23 protein-coding genes are annotated in these 25,808 nt (G+C 70.6%); 17 read left to right on the top strand and 6 right to left on the bottom strand.

From position 1 onward, the window contains the following. From pafA to OG798_RS14530, 11 genes are all read left to right on the top strand, one after another. The gene (gene pafA, locus OG798_RS14580; protein WP_054231169.1) at positions 1–1,362 is read left to right on the top strand and encodes a Pup--protein ligase; all 1,362 of its coding nucleotides are present in this window, start codon (positions 1–3) and stop codon (positions 1,360–1,362) included. Positions 1,363–1,490: 128 nt separating this feature from the next. After that, positions 1,491–2,498 carry an FKBP-type peptidyl-prolyl cis-trans isomerase gene (locus tag OG798_RS14575; RefSeq protein ID WP_095855582.1) on the top strand — a complete coding sequence of 336 codons (1,008 nt, stop codon included), beginning with the start codon at positions 1,491–1,493 and terminating at the stop codon, positions 2,496–2,498. A gap of 69 nt (positions 2,499–2,567) precedes the next feature. Next, positions 2,568–2,939 (top strand): FKBP-type peptidyl-prolyl cis-trans isomerase, encoded by a 372-nt coding sequence (locus OG798_RS14570; RefSeq protein WP_095855583.1) that lies wholly within the window; start codon positions 2,568–2,570, stop codon positions 2,937–2,939. 197 nt (positions 2,940–3,136) lie between these two features. After that, on the top strand, positions 3,137–4,090 hold the full coding sequence (locus OG798_RS14565) for a helix-turn-helix transcriptional regulator (RefSeq protein ID WP_095855584.1): 954 nt from the start codon (positions 3,137–3,139) through the stop codon (positions 4,088–4,090). Positions 4,091–4,107: 17 nt separating this feature from the next. Then, positions 4,108–5,124, top strand: a complete 1,017-nt coding sequence (locus OG798_RS14560; RefSeq protein WP_328757172.1) for a helix-turn-helix transcriptional regulator — start codon at positions 4,108–4,110, stop codon at positions 5,122–5,124. 113 nt (positions 5,125–5,237) lie between these two features. Continuing rightward, positions 5,238–5,498, top strand: a complete 261-nt coding sequence (locus tag OG798_RS14555; protein WP_179857292.1) for a hypothetical protein — start codon at positions 5,238–5,240, stop codon at positions 5,496–5,498. Positions 5,499–5,508: 10 nt separating this feature from the next. Beyond that, positions 5,509–5,703 carry a hypothetical protein gene (locus tag OG798_RS14550; RefSeq protein ID WP_095855586.1) on the top strand — a complete coding sequence of 65 codons (195 nt, stop codon included), beginning with the start codon at positions 5,509–5,511 and terminating at the stop codon, positions 5,701–5,703. A 260-nt stretch (positions 5,704–5,963) separates the two neighbouring features. Then, complete coding sequence (gene tatA, locus OG798_RS14545) at positions 5,964–6,248, top strand: Sec-independent protein translocase subunit TatA (protein WP_054231175.1); 285 nt, start codon at positions 5,964–5,966, stop codon at positions 6,246–6,248. Positions 6,249–6,295: 47 nt separating this feature from the next. Beyond that, positions 6,296–7,243 (top strand): twin-arginine translocase subunit TatC, encoded by a 948-nt coding sequence (gene tatC / locus OG798_RS14540; RefSeq protein WP_095855587.1) that lies wholly within the window; start codon positions 6,296–6,298, stop codon positions 7,241–7,243. 31 nt (positions 7,244–7,274) lie between these two features. Continuing rightward, entirely contained in the window at positions 7,275–8,165 is an 891-nt protein-coding gene (locus OG798_RS14535; RefSeq protein WP_095855588.1) for a diacylglycerol kinase, read from the top strand. A gap of 40 nt (positions 8,166–8,205) precedes the next feature. Further along, positions 8,206–11,067, top strand: a complete 2,862-nt coding sequence (locus OG798_RS14530; protein WP_095855589.1) for a DEAD/DEAH box helicase — start codon at positions 8,206–8,208, stop codon at positions 11,065–11,067. Positions 11,068–11,132: 65 nt separating this feature from the next. Here the strand turns inward: OG798_RS14530 and OG798_RS14525 are convergent, their stop codons facing one another. The 5 genes from OG798_RS14525 to OG798_RS14505 form a co-directional block, all read right to left on the bottom strand. Beyond that, positions 11,133–12,059, bottom strand: a complete 927-nt coding sequence (locus tag OG798_RS14525) for a hypothetical protein (protein ID WP_095855590.1) — start codon at positions 12,057–12,059, stop codon at positions 11,133–11,135. Between the two features lie 170 nt (positions 12,060–12,229). Then, entirely contained in the window at positions 12,230–13,891 is a 1,662-nt protein-coding gene (gene atzF, locus OG798_RS14520) for an allophanate hydrolase (RefSeq protein WP_328757168.1), read from the bottom strand. A 98-nt stretch (positions 13,892–13,989) separates the two neighbouring features. Beyond that, on the bottom strand, positions 13,990–17,505 hold the full coding sequence (locus OG798_RS14515; RefSeq protein WP_328757166.1) for a 5-oxoprolinase/urea amidolyase family protein: 3,516 nt from the start codon (positions 17,503–17,505) through the stop codon (positions 13,990–13,992). Further along, positions 17,502–18,107, bottom strand: coding sequence for an urea amidolyase associated protein UAAP2 (locus OG798_RS14510; RefSeq protein WP_095855593.1), 606 nt, complete (start codon positions 18,105–18,107; stop codon positions 17,502–17,504). Before OG798_RS14510 ends, OG798_RS14515 begins: the two co-directional genes overlap by 4 nt. Further along, the gene (locus OG798_RS14505) at positions 18,104–18,928 is read right to left on the bottom strand and encodes an urea amidolyase associated protein UAAP1 (RefSeq protein ID WP_328757163.1); all 825 of its coding nucleotides are present in this window, start codon (positions 18,926–18,928) and stop codon (positions 18,104–18,106) included. Before OG798_RS14505 ends, OG798_RS14510 begins: the two co-directional genes overlap by 4 nt. Before the next feature lie 331 nt (positions 18,929–19,259). On the opposite strand from OG798_RS14505, the gene OG798_RS14500 reads away from it, so the two are divergent. From OG798_RS14500 to OG798_RS14475, 6 genes are all read left to right on the top strand, one after another. Next, positions 19,260–19,886 (top strand): TetR/AcrR family transcriptional regulator, encoded by a 627-nt coding sequence (locus OG798_RS14500; protein WP_121416655.1) that lies wholly within the window; start codon positions 19,260–19,262, stop codon positions 19,884–19,886. A 290-nt stretch (positions 19,887–20,176) separates the two neighbouring features. Then, positions 20,177–21,799, top strand: a complete 1,623-nt coding sequence (locus OG798_RS14495) for an ATP-binding protein (protein ID WP_267061342.1) — start codon at positions 20,177–20,179, stop codon at positions 21,797–21,799. Continuing rightward, complete coding sequence (locus tag OG798_RS14490; RefSeq protein ID WP_054231184.1) at positions 21,796–22,203, top strand: roadblock/LC7 domain-containing protein; 408 nt, start codon at positions 21,796–21,798, stop codon at positions 22,201–22,203. The genes OG798_RS14495 and OG798_RS14490 overlap by 4 nt, the downstream gene beginning before the upstream one ends. After that, positions 22,200–22,637 (top strand): DUF742 domain-containing protein, encoded by a 438-nt coding sequence (locus OG798_RS14485; protein WP_060899893.1) that lies wholly within the window; start codon positions 22,200–22,202, stop codon positions 22,635–22,637. The genes OG798_RS14490 and OG798_RS14485 overlap by 4 nt, the downstream gene beginning before the upstream one ends. Next, positions 22,618–23,238, top strand: a complete 621-nt coding sequence (locus tag OG798_RS14480; RefSeq protein WP_054231186.1) for a GTP-binding protein — start codon at positions 22,618–22,620, stop codon at positions 23,236–23,238. Before OG798_RS14485 ends, OG798_RS14480 begins: the two co-directional genes overlap by 20 nt. Positions 23,239–23,359: 121 nt before the next feature. Then, a complete protein-coding gene (locus OG798_RS14475) occupies positions 23,360–24,829 on the top strand; it encodes a cytochrome P450 (protein ID WP_121416656.1) in 1,470 nt (489 codons plus the stop codon). Between the two features lie 16 nt (positions 24,830–24,845). Here the strand turns inward: OG798_RS14475 and OG798_RS14470 are convergent, their stop codons facing one another. Next, positions 24,846–25,793: an RluA family pseudouridine synthase gene (locus tag OG798_RS14470; RefSeq protein WP_267061341.1), complete on the bottom strand. Its 948-nt coding sequence runs from the start codon at positions 25,791–25,793 to the stop codon at positions 24,846–24,848. Positions 25,794–25,808 lie beyond the last annotated feature (15 nt).

The following is a 25,808-nucleotide window of genomic DNA, read 5'->3' as shown; positions in this document are numbered from 1 at the left end:
ATGGACCGCCGCATTTTCGGGCTGGAGAACGAGTACGGCGTCACGTGTACGTTCAGGGGACAGCGCCGCCTGTCTCCCGACGAGGTGGCGCGGTACCTCTTCCGCCGTGTCGTGTCATGGGGCCGCAGCAGCAATGTCTTTCTGCGGAACGGTGCCCGCCTCTATCTCGACGTGGGATCACATCCGGAATACGCGACACCCGAATGTGACAACGTGACGGAACTCGTCACCCACGACAAGGCCGGCGAGCGCATTCTCGAAGGACTCCTGGTCGACGCCGAACGACGCCTGCACGAGGAAGGAATCGCGGGCGACGTCTATCTGTTCAAGAACAACACCGACTCGGCGGGCAACTCCTACGGGTGCCACGAGAACTATCTGGTGGCCCGGCACGGGGAGTTCTCCCGGCTCGCGGACATTCTCATTCCCTTCCTGGTCACCCGGCAGCTGCTGTGCGGTGCCGGCAAGGTGCTGCAGACTCCGCGCGGCGCCGTGTACTGCGTGAGCCAGCGCGCCGAGCACATCTGGGAGGGCGTCAGCTCGGCGACGACCCGCTCCCGGCCGATCATCAACACCCGCGACGAACCGCACGCAGACGCCGAGCGCTACCGGCGGCTGCACGTCATCGTCGGTGACTCGAACATGTCCGAGACGACGATGCTCCTCAAGGTCGGCGCCACCGACCTGGTACTGCGCATGATCGAGGCCGGTACGGTCATGCGCGACCTCACCCTGGAGAACCCCATTCGGGCGATCCGCGAGGTCAGTCACGACATCACGGGCCGGCGCAAGGTGCGTCTGGCCAGCGGCCGGGAGGCCTCCGCGCTGGAAGTGCAGCGGGAGTACTTCGAGAAGGCCGTGGACTTCTGCGAGCGCCGCGGCATCCGCACCGGCACGGTCGAGCAGGTGCTCGAACTGTGGGGCCGCACGCTCGACGCGATCGAGGCCGAGGACCTCGACCGGATCGGTACCGAAATCGACTGGGTGATGAAGTACAAGCTCATCGAGCGGTACCGGGCCAAGCACAACATGACGATGTCGCATCCCCGGGTCGCGCAGATAGACCTCGCATATCACGACATCCACCGGCGTCGTGGTCTGTACTACCTGCTGGAGAGGAAGGGACAAGCCACCCGGATCTGCAACGATTTGAAGATCTTCGAAGGCAAGTCCGTGCCGCCGCAGACCACTCGGGCCCGGCTGCGCGGCGACTTCATCCGCCGGGCTCAGGAGCAGCGCCGCGATTTCACCGTCGACTGGGTCCACCTCAAGCTCAACGACCAGGCACAACGCACGGTGTTGTGCAAGGACCCGTTCCGTTCGGTCGACGACCGGGTGGAGAAGCTGATCGCGGGAATGTGAGCGCTGAGTCCGGGTGTGAGGGCGGAACGCAACGCGGGGCGCCGTACGTTTTCCGTACGGCGCCCTTCTCACGTCGTAGAGTTGCGCGCACGCCATCAACCAAGATCGATCGATACGAGGCCCTCACCGTGCGCCGACGCTCCCTCATGATTGCCGTACCCGCCGGACTGGTCACGCTCGCCGGATGCGGTGACGACAAGTCGGACAAGGCCAAGTCCAGCACCAGTAGCCCGTCCCCGTCGGCCGCCGCGTCCGCCTCCGCGGCGCCGCCGCCGAAGATCGTCGACGGTCCGCTGCCGGCGATCACGGCCGGGACGAAGTTCGGTGAGAAGCCGACCGTGGCCAAGGGCAGCGGCGCCCCGTCGAAGGATCTGGCGGTCAGGACGGCCATCGCGGGCGGCGGCAAGACGGTCGCGGAGAACGACTACATCCAGGCCAACTACCTCGGCCAGGTCTGGGACACCGCCAAAGTCTTCGACAACTCCTACGACCGTAAGACGCCGCTGGTCATCCAGCTCGCGCAGGGCGGCATCATCGACGGCTGGCGCTATGGCCTGGTGGGCAAGAAGGTCGGCAGCCGCGTCGAGATGTCCGTGCCGCCCACCTGGGGCTACGGCACGCAGGGCAACGCGCAGGCGGGCATCAAGGGCACCGACACGCTGGTGTTCGTCGTCGACATCGAGAACACCTTCAACGCGCAGAGCTCCGCCCAGGGCAAGGAGGTCGCGCAGAGTGACGCCGCCCTCCCGAAGGTCGGCACCAACACCGACGGCAAGGCCCCCTCCATCGACGTGCCGAAGGCCACGGCCCCGACGAAGCTCGTGGCGAACTACGTCCTCGAGGGCGACGGCGACGAGGTCAAGGCGGACAGCAGTGTCCTGGTGCAGTACAAGGGCGTGCTCTGGGACACCGGCAAGGAGTTCGACTCGACGTACAGCAGCGGCCGGCTGGCGCAGTTCTCGCTGCAGCAGGTCGTCAAGGGCTGGGCGCAGGGCCTGACCGGCAAGAAGGTGGGCAGCCGCGTCCTCATCGTCATTCCGCCGGCGCTGGGCTACGGCAACAACCCGCCGAGCGGCAGTGGCATCAAGAAGGACTCCACCCTGGTGTTCTCGGTGGACATCCTGGCCAAGATGTAACGCGTTGCGGGATGTGAGACTGTCGGTGTTGCTTTAAGGCCTTTACGCGAACAAGCAGGAGCTAGAGACGTGAGCATCGAGAAGCCCGAGATCGACTTCCCGGGCGGCGAGCCCCCGGCGGACCTCGAGATCAAGGACATCTGGGAGGGCGAAGGCGAGGTCGCCAAGGCCGGCGACTTCGTCAAGGTCCACTACGTGGGCGTTGCCTTCTCCACCGGCGAGGAGTTCGACGCCTCCTGGAACCGCGGCGCCCCGCTGGAGTTCCAGCTCGGTGTCGGTCAGGTCATCAGCGGCTGGGACCAGGGTGTGCAGGGCATGAAGGTCGGCGGCCGTCGCCAGCTGGTCATCCCGGCGCACCTCGCGTACGGCGACCGTGGCGCCGGCGGCCGCATCGGCCCCGGCGAGACGCTGATCTTCGTCTGCGACCTGGTCGCGGTCTGATCCACAGCGGGATCGGGTCTTGATCCGATCACCATGAAGGCCGGGTTCCCGCCCGATCTTCGTACGCTCTGTGATCGGGATTCGTCCGAAGCCGATCACCAGGGGCCCATGCCTGTCCGGGCATGGGCCCTCGGCTTTTGCCGGGGCACTCCGGAGCGGTACGGTCGTCGGTCGGAAGCACCATAGGAAGGGCGTCGATGGCCATTGCCAAGGCCGAGCGGCTGATGAACCTCGCGCTGTGTCTGCTCGGGACGCGGCGGCCGCTCAGCAAGCGCGAACTCCGCGAGTCCATCGAGGCCTATCTGGAAGCCGGGTCGGACGACTCCTTCAACCGGATGTTCGAGCGCGACAAGGACGATCTGCGCGAGCTGGGCCTGGTCATCGAGACGGTGGAGAACCTCGACGGCGAGGTCGGCTATCTCGCCCGCCGCGACAGCAACCGCCTGCCGCCCATCACCCTCGACGCCGAGGAGGCCGCCGCCCTCGGCCTCGCCGCCAAGGTCTGGCAGCAGGCCCGGCTGGCCGGCGCGGCGAGCGGTGCGTTGCAGAAGCTGCGCGCCGCCGGGCTGGCCGAGGACTTCGACCCCTACGAGGCGCATGGCGCCCTCGAACCGCACATCCCCGTGCACGAGGCGGCCTTCGAGCCGCTGATGCTGGCCTGCCGCGACCGCCGTCCGGTCGTCTTCGACTACCGCAAGGCCACCGCCGCCCACCCCGAGACCCGGCAGGTCGAGCCGTGGGCGCTGGAGTGCTGGCGCGGCCACTGGTACCTGGCGGGCTGGGACCGCGACCGCGGCGCCGAGCGCGTCTTCAGGCTCTCGCGGATCACCGGCAGGGTCCGCTCCCGCGCCGGGCGCTACACCGCCGAGGTGCCCGACGTCGTCACCGTGCGGGAGACCGTGGCGAGCTGGGCGGGTGAGATCGCCGACCGCTCCGCGCTGATCCGGCTGCGCACCGGCTCCGGCTACCCGCTGCGGGCCAAAGCGGTCTCCGTACGGGAACTCGGCGACGGCTGGGACGAGTTGGAGATTCCGTACGGGCACGGCCTGGACGCCTGGCTCGTCGAGTTCGGGCCCGACGTGGTGGTTCTGGAGCCCGCCGAGCTGCGGGCCGATGTAGTGGACCGGCTGCGCGCCGTGGCCAAGGGCTGAGGGGGAACGTAGAGAACGTGGCAGGAAAACCGGCCAGGCCCACGAACGCGATCGACCAGACCCGGCGGATGCTGTCCCTGGTGACCTATCTGCGTGAGCGCCCTGGCGCGCACGTCAGTGATGTCGCCCGGGCCTTCGGGATCACCGAGGACGAGCTGATCTCCGACCTCGACGTGCTGCCGCTGTGCGGGACCAGCTTCCGCGGCGGTGACCTCCTCGACATCGACACCGACGGCGACCGCATCTGGTGGCACAACCCCGACCTCGTCGCCGAACCCCTCCGTATCGCCGCGGACGAGGCGACCGCGCTGCTGGTGGCCGCCCGCGCGGTGTCCACGCTGCCCGGGCTGCGCGAGGGTGACCGGCAGGCGCTGCTGCGCGCCACCGCCAAGGTGGAGGCCGCCTCGGGCGAGGCGGCGGGCGCCAGCTCCCGCCTCTCGGTGACCTTCGAGTCCGAGGGCGGGGTCTTCGCGGACGTCGACCGGGCGATCTCCGAGCGGCGCCGGCTGTGGATCCGCTACTACTCGCCCTCGCGTGACGAGCTCACCGAGCGCGAGATCGACCCGATCCGCCTGGTCAGCGTCGGGCACACGTACGTGGAGGCCTGGTGCCGCCGCTCCGAGGCGCGCCGCACCTTCAGGCTCGACCGGGTCGCCGAGATCCGCATCCTCGACGAGCCGTCCTCGCCGCCCGAGATCGAGCTGCGGGACCTCTCCGAGGGGCTGGTGCAGCCAGCGGCCGAGGATCCCGAGGTGGTCGTCGAGGTCGGGCCGGGCGGGCGCTGGGTCGCGGAGTACTACCCGCACGACAGTGCGGATGAGCTGTCGGAGGGCGGGCTGCGTATCACCTTGCGGACCCCCGACCCCGCGTCGCTGCGACGGCTGGCGCTGCGCCTGGGCCGGGACGGCCGGATCGTGTCGCCGCCGGAGCTGGCGGACAGCGCCCGTGAGGCGGCTCGGGAGGCACTCGCGGCCTACGACGGGCTCGAGGGAGATCAGGACGGACCGTACGACAGGCAGGAGCAGGGGCTTTGACCACGTCGGCGATGTCGGGCGCGTCAGGGAATGCCGGTACCTCGCGGAGGGCCGGCGGGTCGGTGAAGGCGGGCGGCGCGGAGCGCGCCGGTGTGTCCTCGGGCGCGGCGGAGATGACGGTCGTCACCGCGTTCGCCGGTATGCGCAGAGTCGCCGACGTGCTGTTCAAGGCCGGCTGCCCCGACTGCCGGGCCGCTCTGGAGCTCAGGGCGAACGCCCTGCTGCTGGCCATCGGCGCCACCAGCCGCACCACGTTCTACTCCTTCACCTGCACCGAGTGCGGCTCGTCCGTCCGCAAGCCCGCGGGCGAGCGCATCGTCGAACTCCTCACCGGTGGCGGGGTGCGCACACTCCGCCTGCACTCCACGACTTAGGCTCGACCTCATGTTCTGGCCGATGTTCGCGATCGCTGTGGGTTTTCTTGGAATCGCCGTTCTCGGCGTCCTCGCTGTCCGTGTCTTCGTGGAAGCGGAACGTCTGGGGAAGCAGGTGACGGACTCCGCGCGCCGGATCAACCAGGCGGCCGACGACCTGGAGCGGGCGGCCGTCGGGGTCGCGCGCTCTGTGGATGCCGTATGACCTTCCGGGGATCCTGGTATGAGTCCGTCGAGGTATACGCAATGAGGCGTTTGAGCCTGTCGACTTGCCAGTGAGGGCGGGTACGCTTCTGATCGTGGTCCGGAGAACGAGGCGCGGGCCGCGAACTGGGAGTACGCACAGGGATTGCCCCGCGTTCACCCCTGAGCGTTACGATCGCTGCCATCACGATCGGTCGGACACATGTCCGACCGATCGGACAGCACCCCGACCCAGCCGCCTCGGTGAGAAGGTAAAGACTTATGTTCGGAAGGCTCGGCGCTCCCGAGATCATTCTCATCCTCGTCGTCATCATCCTGCTGTTCGGCGCGAAGAAGCTTCCGGACATGGCGCGCTCCCTCGGCAAGTCCGCGCGCATCCTGAAGAGCGAGGCCAAGGCGATGAAGGACGAGGGCAGCACCCCCGCCCCGGCCGGTCCGCCCAGCACCGACGAGCAGACCCCGGCTCAGCGCACGATCCAGGCCGCGCCCGGCGATGTGACCAGCTCCCGCCCGGTCACCGAGCCGACGGACACGACCAAGCGCTGACGCAGGGCCGGACGCCTCCGGTCCACCGCACGAGATGAGGACGTGGGTTGCCCAAGTCTGCCCGCAAGAAGGAGAAGGATCCCGAGGGACGGATGCCCCTCGCGGAGCACCTTCGTGAGCTCCGCAACCGGCTCGCGAAGGCGATGCTGGCCATCGTCATCGTCACGGTCGTGGCCGCCTTCTACTACAACGACATCATCAACTTCTTCACCAAGCCGGTGCTGGACTCGGTCGGGTGTCCGTCGGACTTCGCCGAGCTGGCGAAGATGCCCAAGGGCGGGCAGTGCGCGCAGATCACGATCAACGGTCTGCTCGCCCCGTTCACCCTGGCGTTGAAGGTCTCGTTGATGGCCGGCGTCGCGCTCGCCTCGCCGGTGTGGCTCTACCAACTGTGGGCGTTCGTCGCGCCCGGTCTGCACCAGAACGAGAAGAAGTACGCGTACGCGTTCGTCGGGACGGGCGTTCCGCTCTTCTTCGCCGGTGGTTTCTTCGCCTACAAGGTGCTGCCCACCACCGCGAAGGTGCTGATCGACTTCACGCCGGACGGTGTGAACAACCTGCTGCCGCTGGACGATCTGCTCGACCTCGTCACGCGCATGGTGGTCGTCTTCGGCCTCTCCTTCGAGCTGCCGCTGCTGCTGGTCATGCTCAACCTCACCGGCATCCTGACCGGCAAGCGCATGCTCGGCTGGTGGCGCGCCATGATCATGGGCATCACGGTCTTCGCGGCCGTCGCCACGCCGAGCACCGACCCGCTGACGATGCTGGCGCTCGCGGTACCGATCTGGGTCCTGTACTTCGGCGCCGTCGTCTTCTCGCTGATGAACGACCGGCGCAAGCGGCGCCGCGAGGCCGAGGGTCCGGCGGACGACGAGGCCTCCGACCTGGACCTCACGCCCGAGGACATCGGCGAGGTCGAGAGCGTGTCGTCCAGTCGCGCGCTGCCCGGGCAGTCGAGCACGGACCGGGTCAACGGTTATGACGACGTGACCTGACGAAGCCCCGGGATCTCGTAGGGTCAGGGCCGTGACCAGCGAGATCACCCTTTTCGTCAACCCCACCGCGGGACGCGGCCGGGGCGCCCACGCGGCGCAGCCGGCCGCTTTCGCCTTGCGGGCGGCGGGATTCTCCGTCCGTACGGTCCTCGGGGAGAACGCCGAGGACGCCCTCACACGCGCGCGTGCGGCCGTCGAGGGCGGCACCGGCGCCCTGATAGCCGTCGGGGGCGACGGCATGGCGAACCTCGCCCTCCAGGCCGTCGCCGGCACCCGCACCCCGCTCGGCCTGGTCGCCGCCGGCACCGGGAACGACTTCGCCCGCGCCCTCGGACTTCCGGTGCGCGACCCGGCGGCCGCGGGACGGCTGATCGCCGAGTCCCTCAAGGGAGCGCGGCTGCGCGACATCGACCTGGGCCGGGTGAACGGCACCTGGTTCGCCACCGTCCTCGCCTCCGGCTTCGACTCCCGGGTCAACGATCGCGGCAATCGCATGCGGTGGCCGGTCGGCCGCTTCAAGTACGACCTCGCCATGCTCGCCGAACTGGCCGCCCTCAGGCCCCTCCCGTACCGGATCACCCTGGACGACGGTGAGGTCCGGGAGATCGGGGCAACCCTCGTGGCGGTCGGCAACGGATCGTCGTATGGCGGCGGGATGAGGATCTGCGCGGACGCCGACCTGGAGGACGGGCTGTTCGACGTCACGGTCGTCGGGGAGTGCAGCCGTACGACCCTGCTCAAGGTGTTCCCCAGGGTCTACCGGGGCACCCACCTCGACCACCCCGTCGTCACCGTGTACCGGGCCGCCAAGGTCGAGCTCGTCGCAGAGGGTGTCACCGCGTACGCGGACGGGGAGCCGCTGGGGCCGCTGCCGCTCACGGCGGAGTGCGTGCCCGCTGCGGTGCGCGTGGCAATTCCCTGAGCTGCGGGAATCCGGGGTTTGAGATAAACAGATCCGGATATTGATCGTCATGTTGTCAGTGGCTGCCGGTAGTCTCGAAAGCACGATGACAGAGGACCTCTCACCGGCCGAGCGGTATGCGGCAGCACGGAAGCGCGCTGTCGAGCAGGCCACCGCGCTCGCCTCCTTCCGCGAGATGTACGACTTCGGCCTCGACCCCTACCAGATCGAGGCCTGCCAGGCGCTCGAAGCGGGCAAGGGTGTGCTCGTGGCCGCGCCCACCGGCTCGGGCAAGACGGTTGTCGGCGAGTTCGCCGTCCACCTCGCCCTCCAGCAGGGCAAGAAGTGCTTCTACACCACGCCGATCAAGGCGCTCTCGAACCAGAAGTACGCCGATCTGTGCCGCCGTTACGGCGCGGACAAGGTCGGCCTGCTCACCGGCGACAACAGCGTCAACTCCGATGCCCCGGTGGTCGTCATGACCACCGAGGTGCTGCGCAACATGCTGTACGCGGGCTCCCAGACCCTCCTCGGCCTCGGCTATGTGGTCATGGACGAGGTGCACTACCTGTCCGACCGCTTCCGTGGCGCCGTCTGGGAGGAAGTGATCATCCACCTCCCCGAGTCGGTGACCCTGGTGTCACTCTCGGCGACCGTGTCGAACGCGGAGGAGTTCGGCGACTGGCTGGACACCGTGCGCGGCCACACCGAGGTGATCGTCTCCGAGCACCGGCCCGTCCCGCTGTTCCAGCACGTGCTGGCCGGGCGCCGGATGTACGACCTCTTCGAGGAGGGTGAGGGCAACAAGAAGGCGGTCAACCCCGACCTCACCCGCCTGGCCCGGATGGAGGCCAGCCGTCCGTCGTTCCAGGACCGCAGACGCGGCCGCGCCATGCGCGAGGCCGACCGCGAGCGCGAGCGCCGGCAGCGCTCACGCATCTGGACACCGGGCCGCCCCGAGGTCATCGAACGGCTCGACGCCGAGAGCCTGCTGCCCGCGATCACGTTCATCTTCAGCCGCGCCGCCTGCGAGGCCGCCGTCCAGCAGTGCCTGTACGCGGGCCTCAGGCTCAACGACGAGGAGGCGCGCGCGAAGGTCCGCGAGATCGTCGAGGAGCGCACCGCGTCCATCCCCTCCGAGGACCTGCACGTCCTGGGCTACTACGAGTGGCTGGAGGGCCTGGAGCGCGGCATCGCGGCCCACCACGCGGGCATGCTGCCCACGTTCAAGGAAGTCGTCGAGGAACTCTTCGTACGCGGCCTGGTGAAGGCCGTGTTCGCGACCGAGACCCTGGCACTGGGCATCAACATGCCCGCCCGCTCGGTGGTGTTGGAGAAGCTCGTCAAGTGGAACGGCGAGCAGCACGCCGACATCACACCCGGCGAGTACACCCAGCTCACCGGTCGTGCCGGGCGTCGCGGCATCGATGTCGAGGGCCACGCCGTCGTGCTGTGGCAGCGCGGCTTCAGCCCCGACCACCTGGCGGGACTCGCGGGCACCCGTACCTATCCGCTGCGCTCCAGCTTCAAGCCGTCGTACAACATGGCCGTGAACCTGGTCGAGCAGTTCGGCCGGCACCGCTCGCGCGAGCTGCTGGAGACGTCCTTCGCGCAGTTCCAGGCCGACAAGTCGGTCGTCGGGATCTCCCGGCAGGTGCAGCGCAACGAAGAGGGTCTTGAGGGCTACAAGGAGTCCATGACCTGCCACCTCGGGGACTTCGACGAGTACGCGCGACTGCGCCGCGAACTCAAGGACCGCGAGACGGAGCTCGCCAAGCAGGGCGCGGCGCAGCGGCGCGCCGAGGCGGCCGTGGCGCTGGAGAAGCTCAAGCCCGGCGACATCATCCATGTCCCGACCGGCAAGTTCGCGGGCCTGGCGCTGGTCCTCGACCCGGGGCTGCCCGCGGGCCGGTCCAACGGCCACCGCGGCTTCGAGCACCACGACGGACCGCGCCCGCTGGTCCTCACCGCCGAGCGCCAGGTGAAGCGACTGGCCTCGATGGACTTCCCGGTGCCGGTCGAGGCGCTGGAGCGGATGCGCATCCCGAAGTCCTTCAACCCGCGCTCCCCGCAGTCCCGGCGCGACCTCGCCTCCGCGCTGCGCACCAAGGCCGGGCACATCGTCCCCGACCGGCTGCGCAAGCGTCGTTCCGAGGCGGCCGACGACCGTGAGATCGCCCGGCTGCGCACCGCGATCCGCGCCCACCCCTGTCACGGGTGCAACGACCGTGAGGACCACGCCCGTTGGGCCGAGCGCTACCACCGGCTGCTGCGCGACACCAAGCAGTTGGAGAACCGCATCGAGGGCCGGACGAACACCATCGCCCGCACCTTCGACCGGATCGTCGCCCTCCTCACCGAGCTGGACTACCTGCGCGGCGACGAGGCCACGGAGCACGGCAGACGGCTGGCCCGGCTGTACGGCGAACTCGACCTGCTGGCCAGCGAATGCCTGCGCGCCGGGGTCTGGGAAGGTCTCGACCCGGCCGAACTCGCGGCCTGCGTCTCGGCGTTGGTGTACGAGTCGCGGGTCGGTGACGACGCGATGGCACCGAAGCTGCCGTCCGGCAAGGCCAAGGCGGCGCTCGGCGAGATGGTCCGCATCTGGGGCCGTCTCGACGCGCTGGAGGAGGACTTCCGGATCACCCAGTCCGAGGGCGTGGGCCAGCGCGAGCCGGACCTCGGCTTCGCCTGGGCGGCCTACGAGTGGGCTTCCGGCAAAGGCCTCGACGAGGTGCTGCGCGAGGCGGAGATGCCGGCTGGTGACTTCGTCCGCTGGTGCAAGCAGGTCATCGACGTGCTGGGCCAGATCTCGGCCGCCGCGCCGGTCTCCGGCGGTGAGAGGTCGACGGTCGCGAAGAACGCGCGCAAGGCGGTCGACGGTCTGCTGCGCGGAGTGGTCGCCTACTCGTCGGTGGGCTGAGCCGAGCCGGTGGCCCGGGTGCTCGTGGTGCGCCGCCTCCCCGCCGGGGGCGGCGCGCCTTCTTGTCAGCCCCAGCTCGGTGAGGACTCGTGCGGCCCCTCATGAGGCACAGGGCGGCCGGTGTGGGCGTCCAGGAGGATACGGTCGCCGAGCGGGCGTGTCAGCGTCACCGTCACCCGCGCGCGGATCATCTCACTGGTGCAGGGACCTTTCCGTACTCCGAGGACGGACGCGGAAAGCACCACGTCGGTCCCGGTCTCCAGCACGTGCACGGCGGGGCCGGAGTCGCAGGCTCCGTGGTCGGCCAGGACCGTGACGGACCGGCCACCGTCGGCCACCTCGACGAGTCGGTCGAGCGGGACCAGGGTGTCGGCGGGGACATCCCGGCTCGGCCCGATCGGTGACTCGGGGAGCTTCGAGGGGCCGACGGCAGCGCGCTTGAGCGGAGTGTCGTAGCCCTCCAGGGTGAACAGCCAGGCCGGAACGGTCGCCGGGCCGCGGCTGGTGGCCAGGGTCATCTGGCCCGGCTTCGCCTCGGTCACGGTCAGGTGCGGGCCGTCGTTCCCGCCGCGCGCCACCCTCTCGTACGCCGCGCGCGCCTCCATCAGCGGCAGGGTGAGGGAGGCTCCGCTCTTCCACCTCACCTCCCCGTCCCTCCGCGGGAGTGCCGGAAGGGTGCCGCGCAGCACGAAGTTCTGGGTGGTGAAGGCCCGCTGGTCGGCTTTGTCGCGCAGGCCGCCCTCGGGCAGCTGGACCGCGTCCGCCATCGGGTAGTAGCCCTTGTGCCACTGCCGAGCGGCCTCGGACCCGTCCCAGGCGTCGGCGACCTGTCGGGCGCGGTTCTTCGCCTGCGGTTCCTGACCGGTGCCGGGGGCCTTCACCCCGTTGCCGACGGCCTTTTCGCTGCCGCACCCCGTGACGGCACCGGCTCCGGCGGTCAGGAGGGCGAGGGTGACGAGCAGATGGGCGATGCGGGTGGTCTTGGACTGCATGGGTCCCCCCGGGGGCCGGCGCTGACGAACGGAAGGCGAGGTGCGGCGCGAAGCTCGTGCCACGCCTGTGACGCCCCGGCCCCGGGGCACGTTCGGCCCGCGTCCGCTTTCACGATGCCTGTTGCCGCATCGTGACGCGTCGGCCTTCCGGCCCGACCACGGCCGTGTGGTCAGGCGCGGGTCCGGAGGTAGCCGCGCCAGCCGCTGTACTCCGTGATGTCCTCGGCGCCTTCGAGCGCCGCGGGCTCGCACAGGAAGCCGGGCACGTGGGTGCCGTCGGCCAGTTCGACGCGGCCCAGTGCCATCGGCCGGGGCAGGTCGGCGAGCAGTCGGCCGAGGCCCGCCGCGGGCAGTCGCCACACCTCGGCCTCGATGCGGGCTCCGGCGCCCTCGCCGACGTGGACCAGGCCCGGCTTGGGCGGGGTGGTGGACAGTGCGTGCAGACGGTAGGCGGGTGCCGTCGTGGTCGTACGTTCCCACTCCGCGCCCAGGGACAGGAGCTGGAGGTTCAGCGGCTGGCCGGACAGGTGGGCGCCGACCACCGCGATCCGCACGTCCGGCTGGAGCAGCGCGGCGATCCGGGCGAGGCGTTCGTCGGTGAACGCCGGACCGATCAGCATCACGCCGAAGGGCAGAGCGGCGGGCGTGAGACCGGCCGGGACGGCGACCGCCGCCAGGTCGAAGAGGTTCGTGGAGTTGGTGAAGCGGCCCAGCCGGGCGTTGGTGCCGAGCGGGTCGGCGGCGACCTCCGCGAGGGTGGGGTGGCCCGGTGCGGTCGGCAGCAACAGGGCGTCCGCGTCGCCGAGTTCGGCGAGGGCCCGGGTGCGCAGGGCCGCCAGCCGGGCCTGGTCGGCGAAGAGCTGGTGGGCCGGGATGTCCCGGGCGCGGGTGATGATCCCGGCGACGGTCGGGTCGAGCCCCGCACCTCCCTCGCTGATCAATTTGTCGATAAAGCTCCCCACCGCCGTGTAGCGCTCGGCGACGAACGCGCCCTCGTAGAGCATCGCCGCCGCCTCGGTGAACGGGGTGAGGTCGAGCGTGCGCACCTCGGCCCCGGCCGCGACGAGCTGCTCCACGGCGGCCTCGTACGCCTCGGCCCAGCCCTCGTCGAGTTCACCGAGCTGTGCCGTCGGAGGGACGGCGACGCGCCACGGGCCGGGGGCCCGCTGGGGGAGTGCGGGGAGTTCGCGTCCGGCGGGGGACGCCAGGTGCGCGAGGGCCTGCTCGGCCTCCGGGAGCGTACGGGCGAAGACGGTCACGCAGTCGAGCGAGGCGCAGGCCGGGACGACACCGGTGGCCGGGACCAGGCCGCGGGTGGGCTTGAGGCCGACGATGCCGTTGAAGGCGGCGGGGACGCGTCCGGAGCCGGCCGTGTCGGTGCCGAGGGCGAGGTCGACGATGCCGAGGGCCACGGCCACGGCCGATCCCGAGCTGGAGCCGCCGCTGATCCTGGCCGGGTCCAGGGCGCCTCGTACGGCGCCGTGCGGGGAGCGGGTGCCGACCAGGCCGGTGGCGAACTGGTCGAGGTTCGTGGTGCCGAGGACGAGTGCGCCGGCTGCGCGGAGGCGGGCGACCGCGGGGGCGTCGCACTCCGGGGTGTACGCGTAGGCCGGGCAGCCTGCGGTGGTCTTCAGGCCGGCCACGTCGATGTTGCCCTTCGCGGCGAGGAGCTTGCCGGCGAGGGGGAGGTGTTCGCCTGCGGCGAGGCGGGCGTCGATGGCCTGCGCCTCCTTCTCGACCTCCGGCTGGGGGCGGAGGTCGATCCAGACCTCGGGGCGGTCGACTGCCTCGATGCGGGCGTAGGCCGACTGGACTCGGGTCAGGACGGACATGGGTTGCTCCTTGTTCTACGGCTGCCGGCCGGTGGGTGGCCTGTGCCCACCCGTTCCGCCCCTTGCGGAACGCCTGCCCACAGGCCACGGGCGTGTTTTCAGCTCACCGGTGCCAGGACCACCAGTGCTGTGCCCGCTTCCACCTGGGCGCCGGGCTTGGTGAGGACTTGTTGGACCACTCCGTCGATCGGGGCGGGCACCCTGGACTCCATTTTCATCGCCTCCAGCGCCAGCAGGGGCTGGCCTGTCGTCACCCGGTCGCCCGGCTTGACGTTCAGCTGCCATACGGAGGCCGCGAACTCGGCCTCGATCAGGCGGCCACCCGAGGGGACGATCACCTCGGCCGCAGGCGCCACGGGCGCGGACGCGGCGTCCGCGCGGTCGAACTCGCCCGCCGCCTCCCAGGCGTCCCGCTCCGCGGAGAACGCGGCGCCCTGCCCGGCCCGGAACTCCGCGATGGAAGCGGAGTGGGTGGCGAGGAAGGCCTCGTACTCGGCGAGTGAGAAGACGCCCTCCTCGATCCGGGGCACGAAACGGCCCGAGACGATGTCGGCGCGCAGGTCGAGGAGTTCGTCGGGCTCGACGGCGTACCACTTGATGCGGTCGAAGAAGCGCAGCAGCCAGGGCGAGCCCGGCTCGAACGCGCCGCGCTGCTGCCACCCCGACCACACCTGGGTCGTACGGCCCACGAACTGGTAACCGCCGGGGCCCTCCATGCCGTAAACGCACAGGTAGGCGCCGCCGATGCCGACCGAGTTCTCGGCGGTCCAGGTGCGCGCCGGGTTGTACTTGGTGGTCACCAGGCGGTGGCGCGGGTCCAGCGGGGTGGCCACCGGTGCGCCGAGGTAGACGTCGCCCAGGCCCAGGACGAGGTACTCCGCGTCGAACACCGTGCGGTACACGTCGTCCACCGAGTCCAGGCCGTTCACGCGGCGGATGAACTCGATGTTCCACGGGCACCAGGGCGCGTCGTCGCGGACGCCCGCCATGTAGCGGGCGATCGCCTCGCGGGTCGCGGGGTCGTCCCAGGAGAGAGGGAGGTGCACCGTGCGGGAGGGGACGACGAGCTGGTCGCTCGGAGGGAGCGTGCGGACCGTCTCCCGCACCATGGCGAGGAGTTCGCGTTGCGGAAGCCTGCCGGGGTCCGTCTGGATCTGCAGGGAGCGGATGCCGGGGGTCAGGTCCGTGACGCCGTCGAGCGCGGCCTCGGCCACGGCTTCCATCAGGGCGTGGACCCTCATGCGCAGCGCCAGGTCCAGTTGCATGGGCCCGAATTCGACCAGCAGGTTGTCATCGCCGCTGCGGCGGTACGTCACGTCGCCGTCCCGCGCGAGCACCCCGCCGTCCACGATCGCGGGCCGCCGCGAGCCGTCGTCGGCCAGCGGTGCGAAGCGCACGGTGTCACCGGGGCGGAACTGGCCGAGCTTCCAGCGCTCCGTGCTGACGACCGTCGCCGGGCAGACGAAGCCGCCCAGCGAGGGGCCGTCCGGGCCGAGCAGCACCGGCATGTCGCCGGTGTAGTCGACGGCGCCCACGGAGTACGGCGTGTCATGGATGTTGGACGGGTGCAGGCCCGCCTCACCGCCGTCCGTGCGCGCCCAGCGGGGCTTGGGGCCGACCAGCCGTACGCCCGTGCGCGCCGAGTTGAAGTGGACCTTCCAGTCGGCGGCGTAGAAGTCGTGGATGTCGTCCTCGGTGAAGAACTCCGGTGCGGCGTGCGGGCCTTCGAGCGCGCCGACCCGCCAGGTGGAGGAGAACCCGGGGCGGTTGCCGACCGGTACCGGCGCCCCGTGATCCGTCGCCGAGCCGCCGTGCAGCACGTCGCCCGTGCGCAGGGCGCGGCCTCCGTGCCCGCCGAACCGGCCCAGCGTGAACGTGGACGCGCTGCCGAGGAACGCCGGTACGTCCAGGCCCCCGCCCGCGAAGAGCACGTAGGTGCGCAGGCCGTGTTCGGTGGGCGAGCCGACCTCCAGCAGGGCCCCCGCCGGTACCGTCACCGGCTCCCACTGCGCGACCGTCGCACCGTCCACGGTGACCCGCGCCGGTGCGCCCGTGACGCACACCGTCGTGGCATGGGTGAAGCGCAGCGTCGGCCCCTGGAGGGTGCACTCCAGACCGGGCGCCCCCTCGTGGTTGCCGAGGGCGCGGTTGCCGAGCCGGAAGGAGAGGTCGTCCATCGGACCGCACGGGGGCACGCCCACCTGCCAGTAGCCGGTGCGGCCCGGCCAGTCCTGGACCGTGGTGAGGGTCCCGCCGGAGACGACCTCGATGCGCTGCGTGGGATCGCTGACGTCGGCCAGCGTCGCCGTCGAGTGCGTCGCCCGCCGGAAGGACGGTTCGGCGAGCGCGGCCCGCACCAGCCCCAGGTTCGTCTCGATACCGTCCACCCGGGTCCTGGCCAGCGCCTCGTCGAGGCGTTCCAGCGCGTGCGCCCGGTCCGGGCCGTACGCGATGACCTTCGCGAGCATCGGGTCGTACGACGTGGTCACCTCGGTGCCCGTCTCCACCCAGCCGTCGACGCGGACGCCGCCGGGGAACTCGACCCGCGTCAGCAGGCCCGCGCTCGGCCGGTGGTCGCGCGAGGGGTCCTCGGCGTACACCCGGGCCTCGACGGCGTGACCGCGCGGCGCCCCCGGATCGCGTACGACCTCCGACTCCCCGCGCGCGAGCCGCAGCATCCACGCGACGAGGTCGACGCCGTAGATCTCCTCGGTGACCGGATGCTCCACCTGGAGGCGGGTGTTGACCTCCAGGAAGTAGGCCTCCTCGCGGGCGGCGTCGTAGACGAACTCGACGGTTCCGGCCGAGCGGTATCCGACAGCGGCACACAAGTCTCGTGCGGCAGAGGCGAGTCGGGCGCGGACGGAGGGCGGCAGGCCCGGTGCCGGGGCCTCCTCCAGCACCTTCTGGTTGCGACGCTGGAGCGAGCAGTCCCGGTCGCCGAAGGTGACGACCCGGCCCCGGCCGTCACCGAAGACCTGTACCTCGACATGGCGGGCGTGCTCCACCAGCCGCTCCAGGAAGACCCCGGCGGAGGAGAAGGAGGCGGCGGCGACGCGCTGTACCCGCTCCCACGCCTCGGTCAGTTCATCGGCGGAGCGGCATGCCGACATACCGATGCCGCCGCCCCCGCCGGTGGCCTTCAGCATGACGGGATAGCCGATGCGGGTAGCCGCCTCCAGAGCCTCGGTGAGACCGGGGAGAAGTCCCGTGCCCGGCGCCAACGGCACCCCGGCCGCCTCCGCCGCCGCCCGCGCCGTGTGCTTCGCCCCGAACAGCTCGAGCTGCTCCGGCGTCGGACCCACGAACACGATCCCGGCGTCCTCGCAGCGCCGCGCGAAGGCCGCGTCCTCGGACAGGAAGCCGTACCCGGGGTGGATCGCCCCGGCCCCGGTGTCCTTGGCCGCCTTCAGGACGAGGTCGGCGTCGAGATACGACTCCTTCGCGGGCGCGGGCCCCAGCCGTACCGCCTCGTCGGCGAGCCGGACGTGGGGTGTGCCACGGTCGGCGTCGGAGTACACGGCGACCGTGCGCAGGCCGAGTTCGCGGGCCGTGCGGATGATCCGTACCGCGATCTCGCCGCGGTTGGCGATCAGCAGGGTGTCGAAGGTCATCCCGTCGCCCCGCTCGCCTCGATGGTCATCTCCACCGCGGTCGGCTCGAAGCCGTTGCAGGGATTGTTGATCTGGGGGCAGTTGGAGACCAGCACGAGGACGTCGCACTCGGCGCGCAGGGTCAGCGTGAGCCCCGGGGCCGAGATGCCGTCGACGATGCCGAGGGTGCCGTCCTTCTCGACCGGCACGTTCATGTACCAGTTGATGTTCGAGACGAGATCGCGTTTACCGAGGCCGTACTTGGCGCCCTCCGCGAGGAAGTTGTCCACGCAGGCGTGCTGGGACCAGGTGTGGTGGCCGTACCGCAGGGTGTTCGACTCCTTGGAGCAGGCGCCGCCGACCGTGTCGTGCCGGCCGACCTCGTCCGCGACCACGGTCATCAGCGGGGTGTGCTCATTGGACATCAGCACGCTGCCGGTGGTGAGGAAGAGGTTGCCCTGCGCGTGGATCGTGTCGGGCGCGCTGTAGCGGACGGCCGTGTCGTGGGCGTCGTACACCAGGAAGTCGACGGCCTGGTTGCCGTGCAGGTCGGTGACGGTGAGCGTCTGTGCGGTGCGGACGACGGCGGACCAGGCGGCCCGGGCCGGAACCACGGTCTTCATGCGATCCCCCTCGCGGCAAGGAACTCGGCGGTGTTCAGGAAGGCGCGGCGGCCCTCGGGCGTGGCCTCCCACAGCGGGTCGCCGGGCGCGGTCGCGGCCGCGCGCCAGGCGAGGACCTCCAGGGGAGTGCTGACGTACTCCGTACGGGGGTCGGCGGGGTGCGGCACGTTCGCGATCAGCACGGTCACGTCCTGTTCGGCGCGGAGCGTCACGCTGCCGCCGGGGCCCGCCGAACCGGTGAAGTCCAGCGAGCCGTCGTCACGGACCTCCACGCCCTGGAAGAAGGAGAGCGAGGGCGGCAGGTCGCGGGGTTCGAGGCCGTTCTTGGCGGCGGCCAGCTTGAACAGTTCGCGGCCGGCGGGGGAGGCGGACTGCGGGGTTCCGTCGCCGTAGCGCTGGGTGTTGCGTACGAGGGTGGAGGTGCCGCAGAGCGTGTCGTGGCGGCCCGAGGTGTCGGCGACCAGGGAGGCGAGGACGCGGCCCTGGTCGGAGAGGAGCAGCTGCCCCTCGCCGAGGTAGGCGTTCCACTGGACCTTGACCGTGTCCGCCACGTTCAGGCGTTCCCAGGGGCGATCGGCGGCGTACAGGAGCAGGTGTGCGCAGGCGTCGCCCCCGAGGTCGGTGAGCCTGAGTTCCGTGCCGCGGGCCAGCACCTTGTGCGTGTAGTTGCCGGCCGCCACCGTCTCCGCCCACACCAGGTGGCCCGCCTCGCAGGGGGGCTCGGGCCAGGCGCTCGCCGGTACGACGGGCATGGCCTCCGTGCGGGAGCCCTCTTGTGCCCGGGCGTGGGCACGGGCTCCGTAAGTGGTCGCTGTCGCCATCGCGAGTCCTCCGGCTCCTGGGTGATTTCTGTCGCTCGACAGAAATTAGGGGTGGGGAGGGTCGGAGCCGTGTCCCGAGTGTTGCCGGACGGTTACCGACCCCTCACCGGACGCTCCGCGGGTTTGGCGGTACGGGGCGCTCCGCGGGTTCGAGGGTGCGGGTTGGGTGTGGCTGGGCGCGCAGTTCCTCGCGCCCCTGGTGGGTGGGGGCGTTGTGGGTTTGGAGGGGCGGGTTGTGTGGGGCTGGGCGCGCAGTTCCCCGCGCCCCTGGTGGGCGGGGCGCCGTTCCTTGTCCCGCTCGGGGGTGGTCCCGTGTGCGAGGATCGAACGCATGGGAAGTGGTGGTGGGCGACGGGTCGGGCGGCCCCGGGCTGCGCAGCGGCCGGACAGCGGGCTGTCGCCGCGGGACGAACTACTCGACGCCGCCGCCGAGTTGTTCACGACGCGCGGGTACGCCGCGACGACCACCCGCGCCGTCGCCGAGCGGGCCGGGATGCGCCAGGCGTCGATGTACCACTACGTCTCCGGCAAGGAGGAGCTGCTCGCCGAGCTCCTGGAGTCGACCGTCACACCCTCGCTCGCCTTCGCCCGGGAGCTCCTCGCCGACGACGCGACCCCGCCCGAGAACCGGCTGTGGGAGTTGTGCCGCACCGACGTGGAGCTGCTCTGCGGAGGCCCGCACAACCTGGGCGGGCTGTATCTGCTGCCCGAGGTGCGCGCCGAGCGCTTCGCCGGCTTCCATGCCGTACGGGCCGAGTTGAAGGACACCTACCGGCAGTTGCTGGCCGCGACCACGGCGGGTGGCGTGCTCGTCAAGAGTGAACTCGACCTGCGGACGGATCTGCTGTTCGGTCTCATCGAAGGGGTGATCCTCGTGCACCGGTCCGACCCCGAGCGGCCCGTGTCCGCCTTCGCCGAAGCAACCGCCGACGCGGCGCTGCGGATCGCCGGAATCTGACGTACCGCGCTGTGGAGGCGCGGTTTTCGCATGCCCGTACGCCGCTACTCACCGTGTGCGAACGAAGCCTGAGCGTGTAAATGGGCGAGAGTACTCCTGTCGTGCGGGCGATTTCAGGCGGTTGCTGAATATGACACGGCGATGATCCGGTCGGACTAAGCTCGCCCGCAGCGCGCCGAGTTGAGATGTAATCGTGCGCTTGTTCCCAAAAGTTCCGAAGATTCGGTTTGACCACGCAGTTTCCCCACGAACTCCCCCCTACCCCAGCCGATCTGTCTCAGAGGGCATACATGGTGAGTGTTCAATCGCCTCCCGGTGGCCGTGAACTTCCCTACGCGCGCGTGCTGTTGCTGCCGGCCATACTGATGGCCGCGGTGACCGGGGCCGCCGTCGCCTTGGTGACGGGCCCGGCCCGGGCCGCCGTCGGCTGGTGCGGCGGCATCGCGACGCTGCTGGTGATCGCGGTCGCCGCCGAAGCCGTACGCCGTGGCCGCGTCATCCGTGCCGTGCGCGCCGAACTGGCCCGCCGTACCGCGTACCTGGAACAACGCATCGCCGCCCACGATCAGGACATCGTGCGTTTCCACCACGAAGTCCTGCCCGCCGCGATCCGGCGCATGAACCGCGGCATGAACCCCGACTCTGTGGCGCTCCGCTTCGGCGTCGACGACCCCAGCCTGCCGCAGATCTCCGAGGTGGAACGGGACCTGCTGAGCACCTTCCTCCAGTTGTTGGACACCGAGAAGCTGCTGCTCGACTCCTCGCACCGTTCCTTCGTCAACATCGCCCGCCGCGTGCAGGCGATCGTCCACCAGCAGAACAAGGAACTCCGCGAGATGGAGGAGGACCACGGGCGCAACCCCGAGGTCTTCGACGACCTGCTGCGCATCGACCACGGCACCGCGCTGATCGGCCGCCTCGCCGACTCCATCGCGGTGCTCGGCGGCGGCCGCCCGGGCCGCAACTGGCCCAAGCCCGTGCCGTTGTTCAGCGTGATGCGCGGCGCGATGTCCCGGATCCTCGAGTACCGGCGCATCGAGCTGCACTCGATCGCCGACGTCAACGTCAACGGCATCCACGTCGAACCGGTCATCCACGCGGTCGCCGAACTCCTCGACAACGCGACGCGCTATTCGCCGCCGAACAGCAAGGTGCACCTGACCGCCCTCAAGGTGCAGACCGGTGTCGCCATCGAGATCGAGGACTCCGGCGTCAGCTTCAGCGACGAGGCCCGCGGCAAGATGGAGGAACTGCTCCGGCAGGCCGCGGCCGGCACCGACCTCCAGGTTCTCGGCGAGGCCCCCCGGCTCGGCATCTCCGTCGTCGGCCGGCTCTCGAACATGTACGACATGGCGATCGCGCTCCGGCAGTCCGCGTACGGCGGTGTCCGCGCGGTCGTCGTGGTGCCGAGCAACATGCTCACCAAGGACCCCGCAGCCTCCCTCGCCCACGGCATCGGCGCGAACTCCACCGCGACCATGGACACCGACGGGGTCGAGGGGCCCGACCGCAAGCCGAAGAAGCGCCGCCCGACCACCGGACCCCGCCTCCCCGAGCAGGACGACGGGTACAGGGACGACGACGCCCCCCTGGTCACCGAGTGGACGCCCAACGGCCTGCCGCAGCGGCGCAGCCGGGTCAAGATCCCGCTCAGGGAGCGGTACGCCGAGGCCGCCCGGATCGCCGCCGAGGAGGAGGCGGCGGCCGCGGCCGCTTCCGCGGCGCCTTCCTGGGGCACCGCGCCCGCCGCCCCGAAGCAGGAGCAGGAGAAGAAGGAGAAGGAGAAGGAGAAGCCACCGGGGCATTGGGTCGAGGCCTTCTGGGAGGGCCTCAAGCGTGACCCGGACCCCAACGCGTCCACCAGGAAGAACCAGGCGGCCGCGGAGGCCGACGACGAGGGGGACCTCAAGTGATCCATCAGCGGGACAACTTCGACTGGATGCTCAGGGATCTCGCTGACGGCGTACCCGGCATCCAGCAGATCGTGGTGCTCTCCGCCGACGGACTGCGCATCGCACGCTACGGCGGCAACCCGGACGCCGCCGACCGCGTCGCCGCGGCCTGCGCGGGCCTGCAGAGCCTGGCCGCGGCGGTCGCGAGCGAGGTTCCCAGCAGCGACGGCACGATGAAGATGGTCCTCATCGAGATCGACGGAGGCTACTTCTATCTGATGTCCGCCGGGGCCAACGCCTATCTCGCGGTCCTCGCCAACCAGATCGCGGAGCCCGGCCTCATGAGCAACCGCATGAGCGACCTCGTCGCCCGGATCGGCGCCCATCTGACCAGTCCGCCGAGGCGCAACGGGCAGACCGTATGACTCCTCCGCAACGCCGACGGCGATACCCCAAGGAAGAGTTCACCGAGCCTCCCCGGGAGCGGCCTCCCCAAGAGGGTGAGGAAGACGGTGAGGAAGAGGACCCCAAGAATCCCGGGCGCCTGTATCTGCTCACCGGTGGGGGCGAGGCGGGCGAGCGGGCCGATCTGGACCTGGTCACCTTGATCGTGGCGCGCGCCGACGCGCCGACACCCACCACCCAGCCGGAGCAGTCGGTGCTGCTCCGGCTCTGCCAGACCCCGCTGTCCGTGGCCGAGCTCTCGGCCTATCTCAATCTGCCGTTCAGCGTGGTGACCGTCCTGCTCACCGAGCTGCTGGCGGCAGAACTGGTACAGGCACGCGCCCCGATCGTTCGCTCGGCGCTCCCCGACCGTTCCCTCCTCGAAGCGGTGATGCATGGACTTCAAAAGCTCTGAGACGATCACCGGCCCGCGCGCCGAGGACCATCTGCCGCACACGGCGCAAGCCGCCGTGAAGATCGTGATCGTGGGCGGGTTCGGAGTCGGCAAGACGACCATGGTGGGTGCCGTCAGCGAGATCAAACCGCTGACCACCGAGGAGACCATGACGCAGGCCGGCATCGGCATCGACGACAACTACGGCTCGGAGACCAAGACCGCGACCACCGTCGCCATGGACTTCGGCCGCATCAGCATCACGGAGCGGCTGGTGCTCTACCTCTTCGGCACCCCCGGCCAGGAGCGCTTCTGGTTCCTGTGGAACGGCCTCTTCGAAGGCGCGCTCGGCGCGGTCGTGCTGATCGACACCCGACGGCTGGAAGTCAGTTTCGACGTGATCGGCCGTCTGGAGGAGCGCGGTGTGCCCTTCGTCGTCGCCATGAACACCTTCCCGGACGCGCCCAGCTATCCGATCGAGGACCTGCGCGCCGCGCTCGACCTGTCGGAGGACATCCCGATCGTGCAGTGCGACGCGCGCCGCCGGGCCTCCAGCCGGGACGTCCTGATGACGCTGATGCACTTCCTGTACTCGCTCACGATGAGCCAGGCACACACCTGATGCCCGCGGCGGCCGCCATTCCCGTCCCAAGACAGCGGACCACCCCCAAGACAGCGGACCACCCCCAAGAACCCGGACACCCCCAAGACACCGGATCCACTTCAGTTTCGGAGCGATCACCGTGACGTCTGAATCCCACATCCCGGCCGGTACGGACGACCGTACGCTCGCCCCGCCGCCGGGCTGTCCCGCCCACGGCCTCGGTCCCGGCGGACTGCACCGGCTGTACGGCCCCGAGGCGGACGACCTGGGAGACCTGTACGAGAAACTCCGTCAGGAGCACGGCGCGGTCGCCCCCGTCCTGCTCCACAACGACGTGCCGATCTGGGTGGTGCTCGGCCACGCCGAGAACCTGCACCTGGTGAGCACCCCCACACACTTCTCCCGGGACAGCCGGCTGTGGAGGGCCGTCCAGGACGGCACGGCCGGCCCCGACCACCCCCTCGCGCCGCACATCGCCTGGCAGCCCATCTGTTCGCACGCCGAGGGCGACGAACACCTGCGGCTGCGCGGCGCGGTCATGGGTGCCATGTCGACCATCAACCACCGCACCATCCGGCGGCACATCAACCGCGCGACCCAACTGCTCGTCAACCGGTTCTGTGAGAAGGGCCGGGCCGACCTGGTCAGCCAGTTCGCCGAGCACCTGCCGATGGCCGTGCTGTGCGAGATCCTCGGCATGCCCGACGAGTACGACGACCGGCTGGTGCAGGCCACCCGCGACCTGCTCAGGGGCACCGAGACCGCGATCGCCAGCAACGAGTACGTCATGAACATCCTGATCCGGCACACCGCCCGGCGCCGGGCCGAGACCACCGGGGACTTCACCAGCGTCCTGATCAACCACCCGGCCCAGCTCACCGACGACGAGGTCTCCCAGCATCTGCGCCTGGTGCTGCTCGCCGCGTACGAGGCCACGGCCAACCTGCTCGCCAACGTGCTGCGCGTGGTGCTCACCGACCCGCGCTTCCGCGCCCAGCTGAACGGCGGGCAGATGACGGTGCCCCAGGCGGTCGAGCAGTCGCTGTGGGACGAGCCGCCGTTCAGCGCGGTCCTCGGCTACTTCGCCAAGCAGGACACGGAGGTGGGCGGTCGGGAGATCCGTCGGGGCGACGGTCTGATCCTGGGGATCGCACCGGGCAACATCGACCCCAAGGTGCGTCCCGACCTCAAGGCCAACATGATGGGCAACCGCGCCCACCTCGCCTTCGGCGGCGGCCCCCACGAGTGCCCGGGCCAGGACATCGGCCGTGCCATCGCGGACGTCGGGGTCGAGGCACTGCTGATCCGGCTGCCCGATGTCGAACTCGAGGGCGACGAGGACGAGTTGCGCTGGCGCTCGTCGATGTCCTCGCGCCACCTGGTGGAGCTTCCGGTGTACTTCGCGCCGCAGGCGCCCCAGGACGTCGAGGATGTGCCCTCCATCAACCCCGTCCCGCGGCAGCGGCCGAGCCTGGAGGTCACGACGGACGAGCCGGTCGCGGCGCCCGCCCCGGCACCCGTGGCATCGCCCGACCTGTCGGCGGCACCGGAACCCGTGCGCCGACTCGGCGCCTGGCAGCGCTTCCTGCGCTGGTGGCGGGGCTACTGATCCCGGCCGTCGACGATCACGCCTCCTGTGCCCAGTCGTCGTACGAGGACCAGGCCCGCAGTGCCCGCCCGCTGACGAACCGGTGCGCGCGTCCCGTGACCGGATCGGTGAACTCCAGTACCCGCGCGAGCAGTTGGAGCGGTCGCCGGAAGTCGCCGGCCGGCACGGGGCCGGTCACCACCGGGTAGAGCGGATCGCCGAGGATCGGCACGCCCAACGCGTTCATGTGCACCCGCAGTTGATGGGTCTGCCCGGTGCGCGGCAGCAGACGATAGCACCCCAGTCCGTCGCGGTGGTCGGTGAGTTCGACCTCCGTGAGGGCGTTCGGCTCGCCCGCCACCTCGCGCGCGGCCAGCACCCCGCGCTCCTTCACGATCCGGCTGGTGACCGTCCGCGGCAGCGCGAGCCCCGCGTCGTACGGGGCCACCGCCTCGTACTCCTTGCGGACCAGCCGGTCGCGGAACAGCGTCTGGTAGGCGCCGCGCTCCTCGGGCCGCACGGTGAACAGCACGAGCCCGGCGGTGAGGCGGTCCAGCCGATGCGCGGCGCCGATCGCCGGCAGGCCGAGCTCCCGCCGCAGCCGGGCCAGCGCGGTCTCGGCGACATGGCCCCCGCGCGGGGTCGTGGCGAGGAAGTGCGGCTTGTCGGCGACGACGATGTGCTCGTCGCGGTACACCACGTCGAGGGCGAACGGCACCGGTTCCTCGTCGGGCAGCTCCCGGTGGAACCACACGAACATCCCCGGCTCGTACGCCGCGTCGGGCGCCACCGGACGCCCGTCGGCGCCGACGATCAGCCCGTCCCCGAGCATCCCGTCGATCACCCCGGCCCCCGCCGCGAGCCGCTCCACCAGATGCTCCCGCACGGTGGCCCACCCCCCGTCCCGCGGGAGCCTGATCCGCACGGGGTCGACTCCCTCGCGCTGCGGGAGGGGGGAGGGCGGGATCCGGGGTCTGCGTCTCACCTGGTCAAGCGTACG

The organism is Streptomyces sp. NBC_00271, from assembly GCF_036178845.1.
Classification (GTDB): Bacteria; Actinomycetota; Actinomycetes; order Streptomycetales; family Streptomycetaceae; genus Streptomyces.
The sequence above is the reverse complement of the archived record's forward strand: the minus strand, read 5'-3'. Positions and strand labels throughout refer to the sequence as shown.

What these genes read in the sequence shown, in the direction of transcription:
- atzF (WP_328757168.1), bottom strand. Translation starts at nt 13,891, where the DNA reads ATGTCCGTCCTGACCCGAGTCCAGTCGGCCTACGCCCGCATCGAGGCA.
- tatA (WP_054231175.1), top strand. Translation starts at nt 5,964, where the DNA reads ATGTTCGGAAGGCTCGGCGCTCCCGAGATCATTCTCATCCTCGTCGTC.
- OG798_RS14495 (WP_267061342.1), top strand. Translation starts at nt 20,177, where the DNA reads ATGGTGAGTGTTCAATCGCCTCCCGGTGGCCGTGAACTTCCCTACGCG.
- OG798_RS14485 (WP_060899893.1), top strand. Translation starts at nt 22,200, where the DNA reads ATGACTCCTCCGCAACGCCGACGGCGATACCCCAAGGAAGAGTTCACC.
- OG798_RS14500 (WP_121416655.1), top strand. Translation starts at nt 19,260, where the DNA reads ATGGGAAGTGGTGGTGGGCGACGGGTCGGGCGGCCCCGGGCTGCGCAG.
- OG798_RS14510 (WP_095855593.1), bottom strand. Translation starts at nt 18,107, where the DNA reads ATGAAGACCGTGGTTCCGGCCCGGGCCGCCTGGTCCGCCGTCGTCCGC.
- OG798_RS14565 (WP_095855584.1), top strand. Translation starts at nt 3,137, where the DNA reads ATGGCCATTGCCAAGGCCGAGCGGCTGATGAACCTCGCGCTGTGTCTG.
- OG798_RS14480 (WP_054231186.1), top strand. Translation starts at nt 22,618, where the DNA reads ATGGACTTCAAAAGCTCTGAGACGATCACCGGCCCGCGCGCCGAGGAC.
- OG798_RS14515 (WP_328757166.1), bottom strand. Translation starts at nt 17,505, where the DNA reads ATGACCTTCGACACCCTGCTGATCGCCAACCGCGGCGAGATCGCGGTA.
- OG798_RS14555 (WP_179857292.1), top strand. Translation starts at nt 5,238, where the DNA reads ATGACGGTCGTCACCGCGTTCGCCGGTATGCGCAGAGTCGCCGACGTG.
- pafA (WP_054231169.1), top strand. Translation starts at nt 1, where the DNA reads ATGGACCGCCGCATTTTCGGGCTGGAGAACGAGTACGGCGTCACGTGT.
- OG798_RS14550 (WP_095855586.1), top strand. Translation starts at nt 5,509, where the DNA reads ATGTTCTGGCCGATGTTCGCGATCGCTGTGGGTTTTCTTGGAATCGCC.
- OG798_RS14505 (WP_328757163.1), bottom strand. Translation starts at nt 18,928, where the DNA reads ATGGCGACAGCGACCACTTACGGAGCCCGTGCCCACGCCCGGGCACAA.
- OG798_RS14525 (WP_095855590.1), bottom strand. Translation starts at nt 12,059, where the DNA reads ATGCAGTCCAAGACCACCCGCATCGCCCATCTGCTCGTCACCCTCGCC.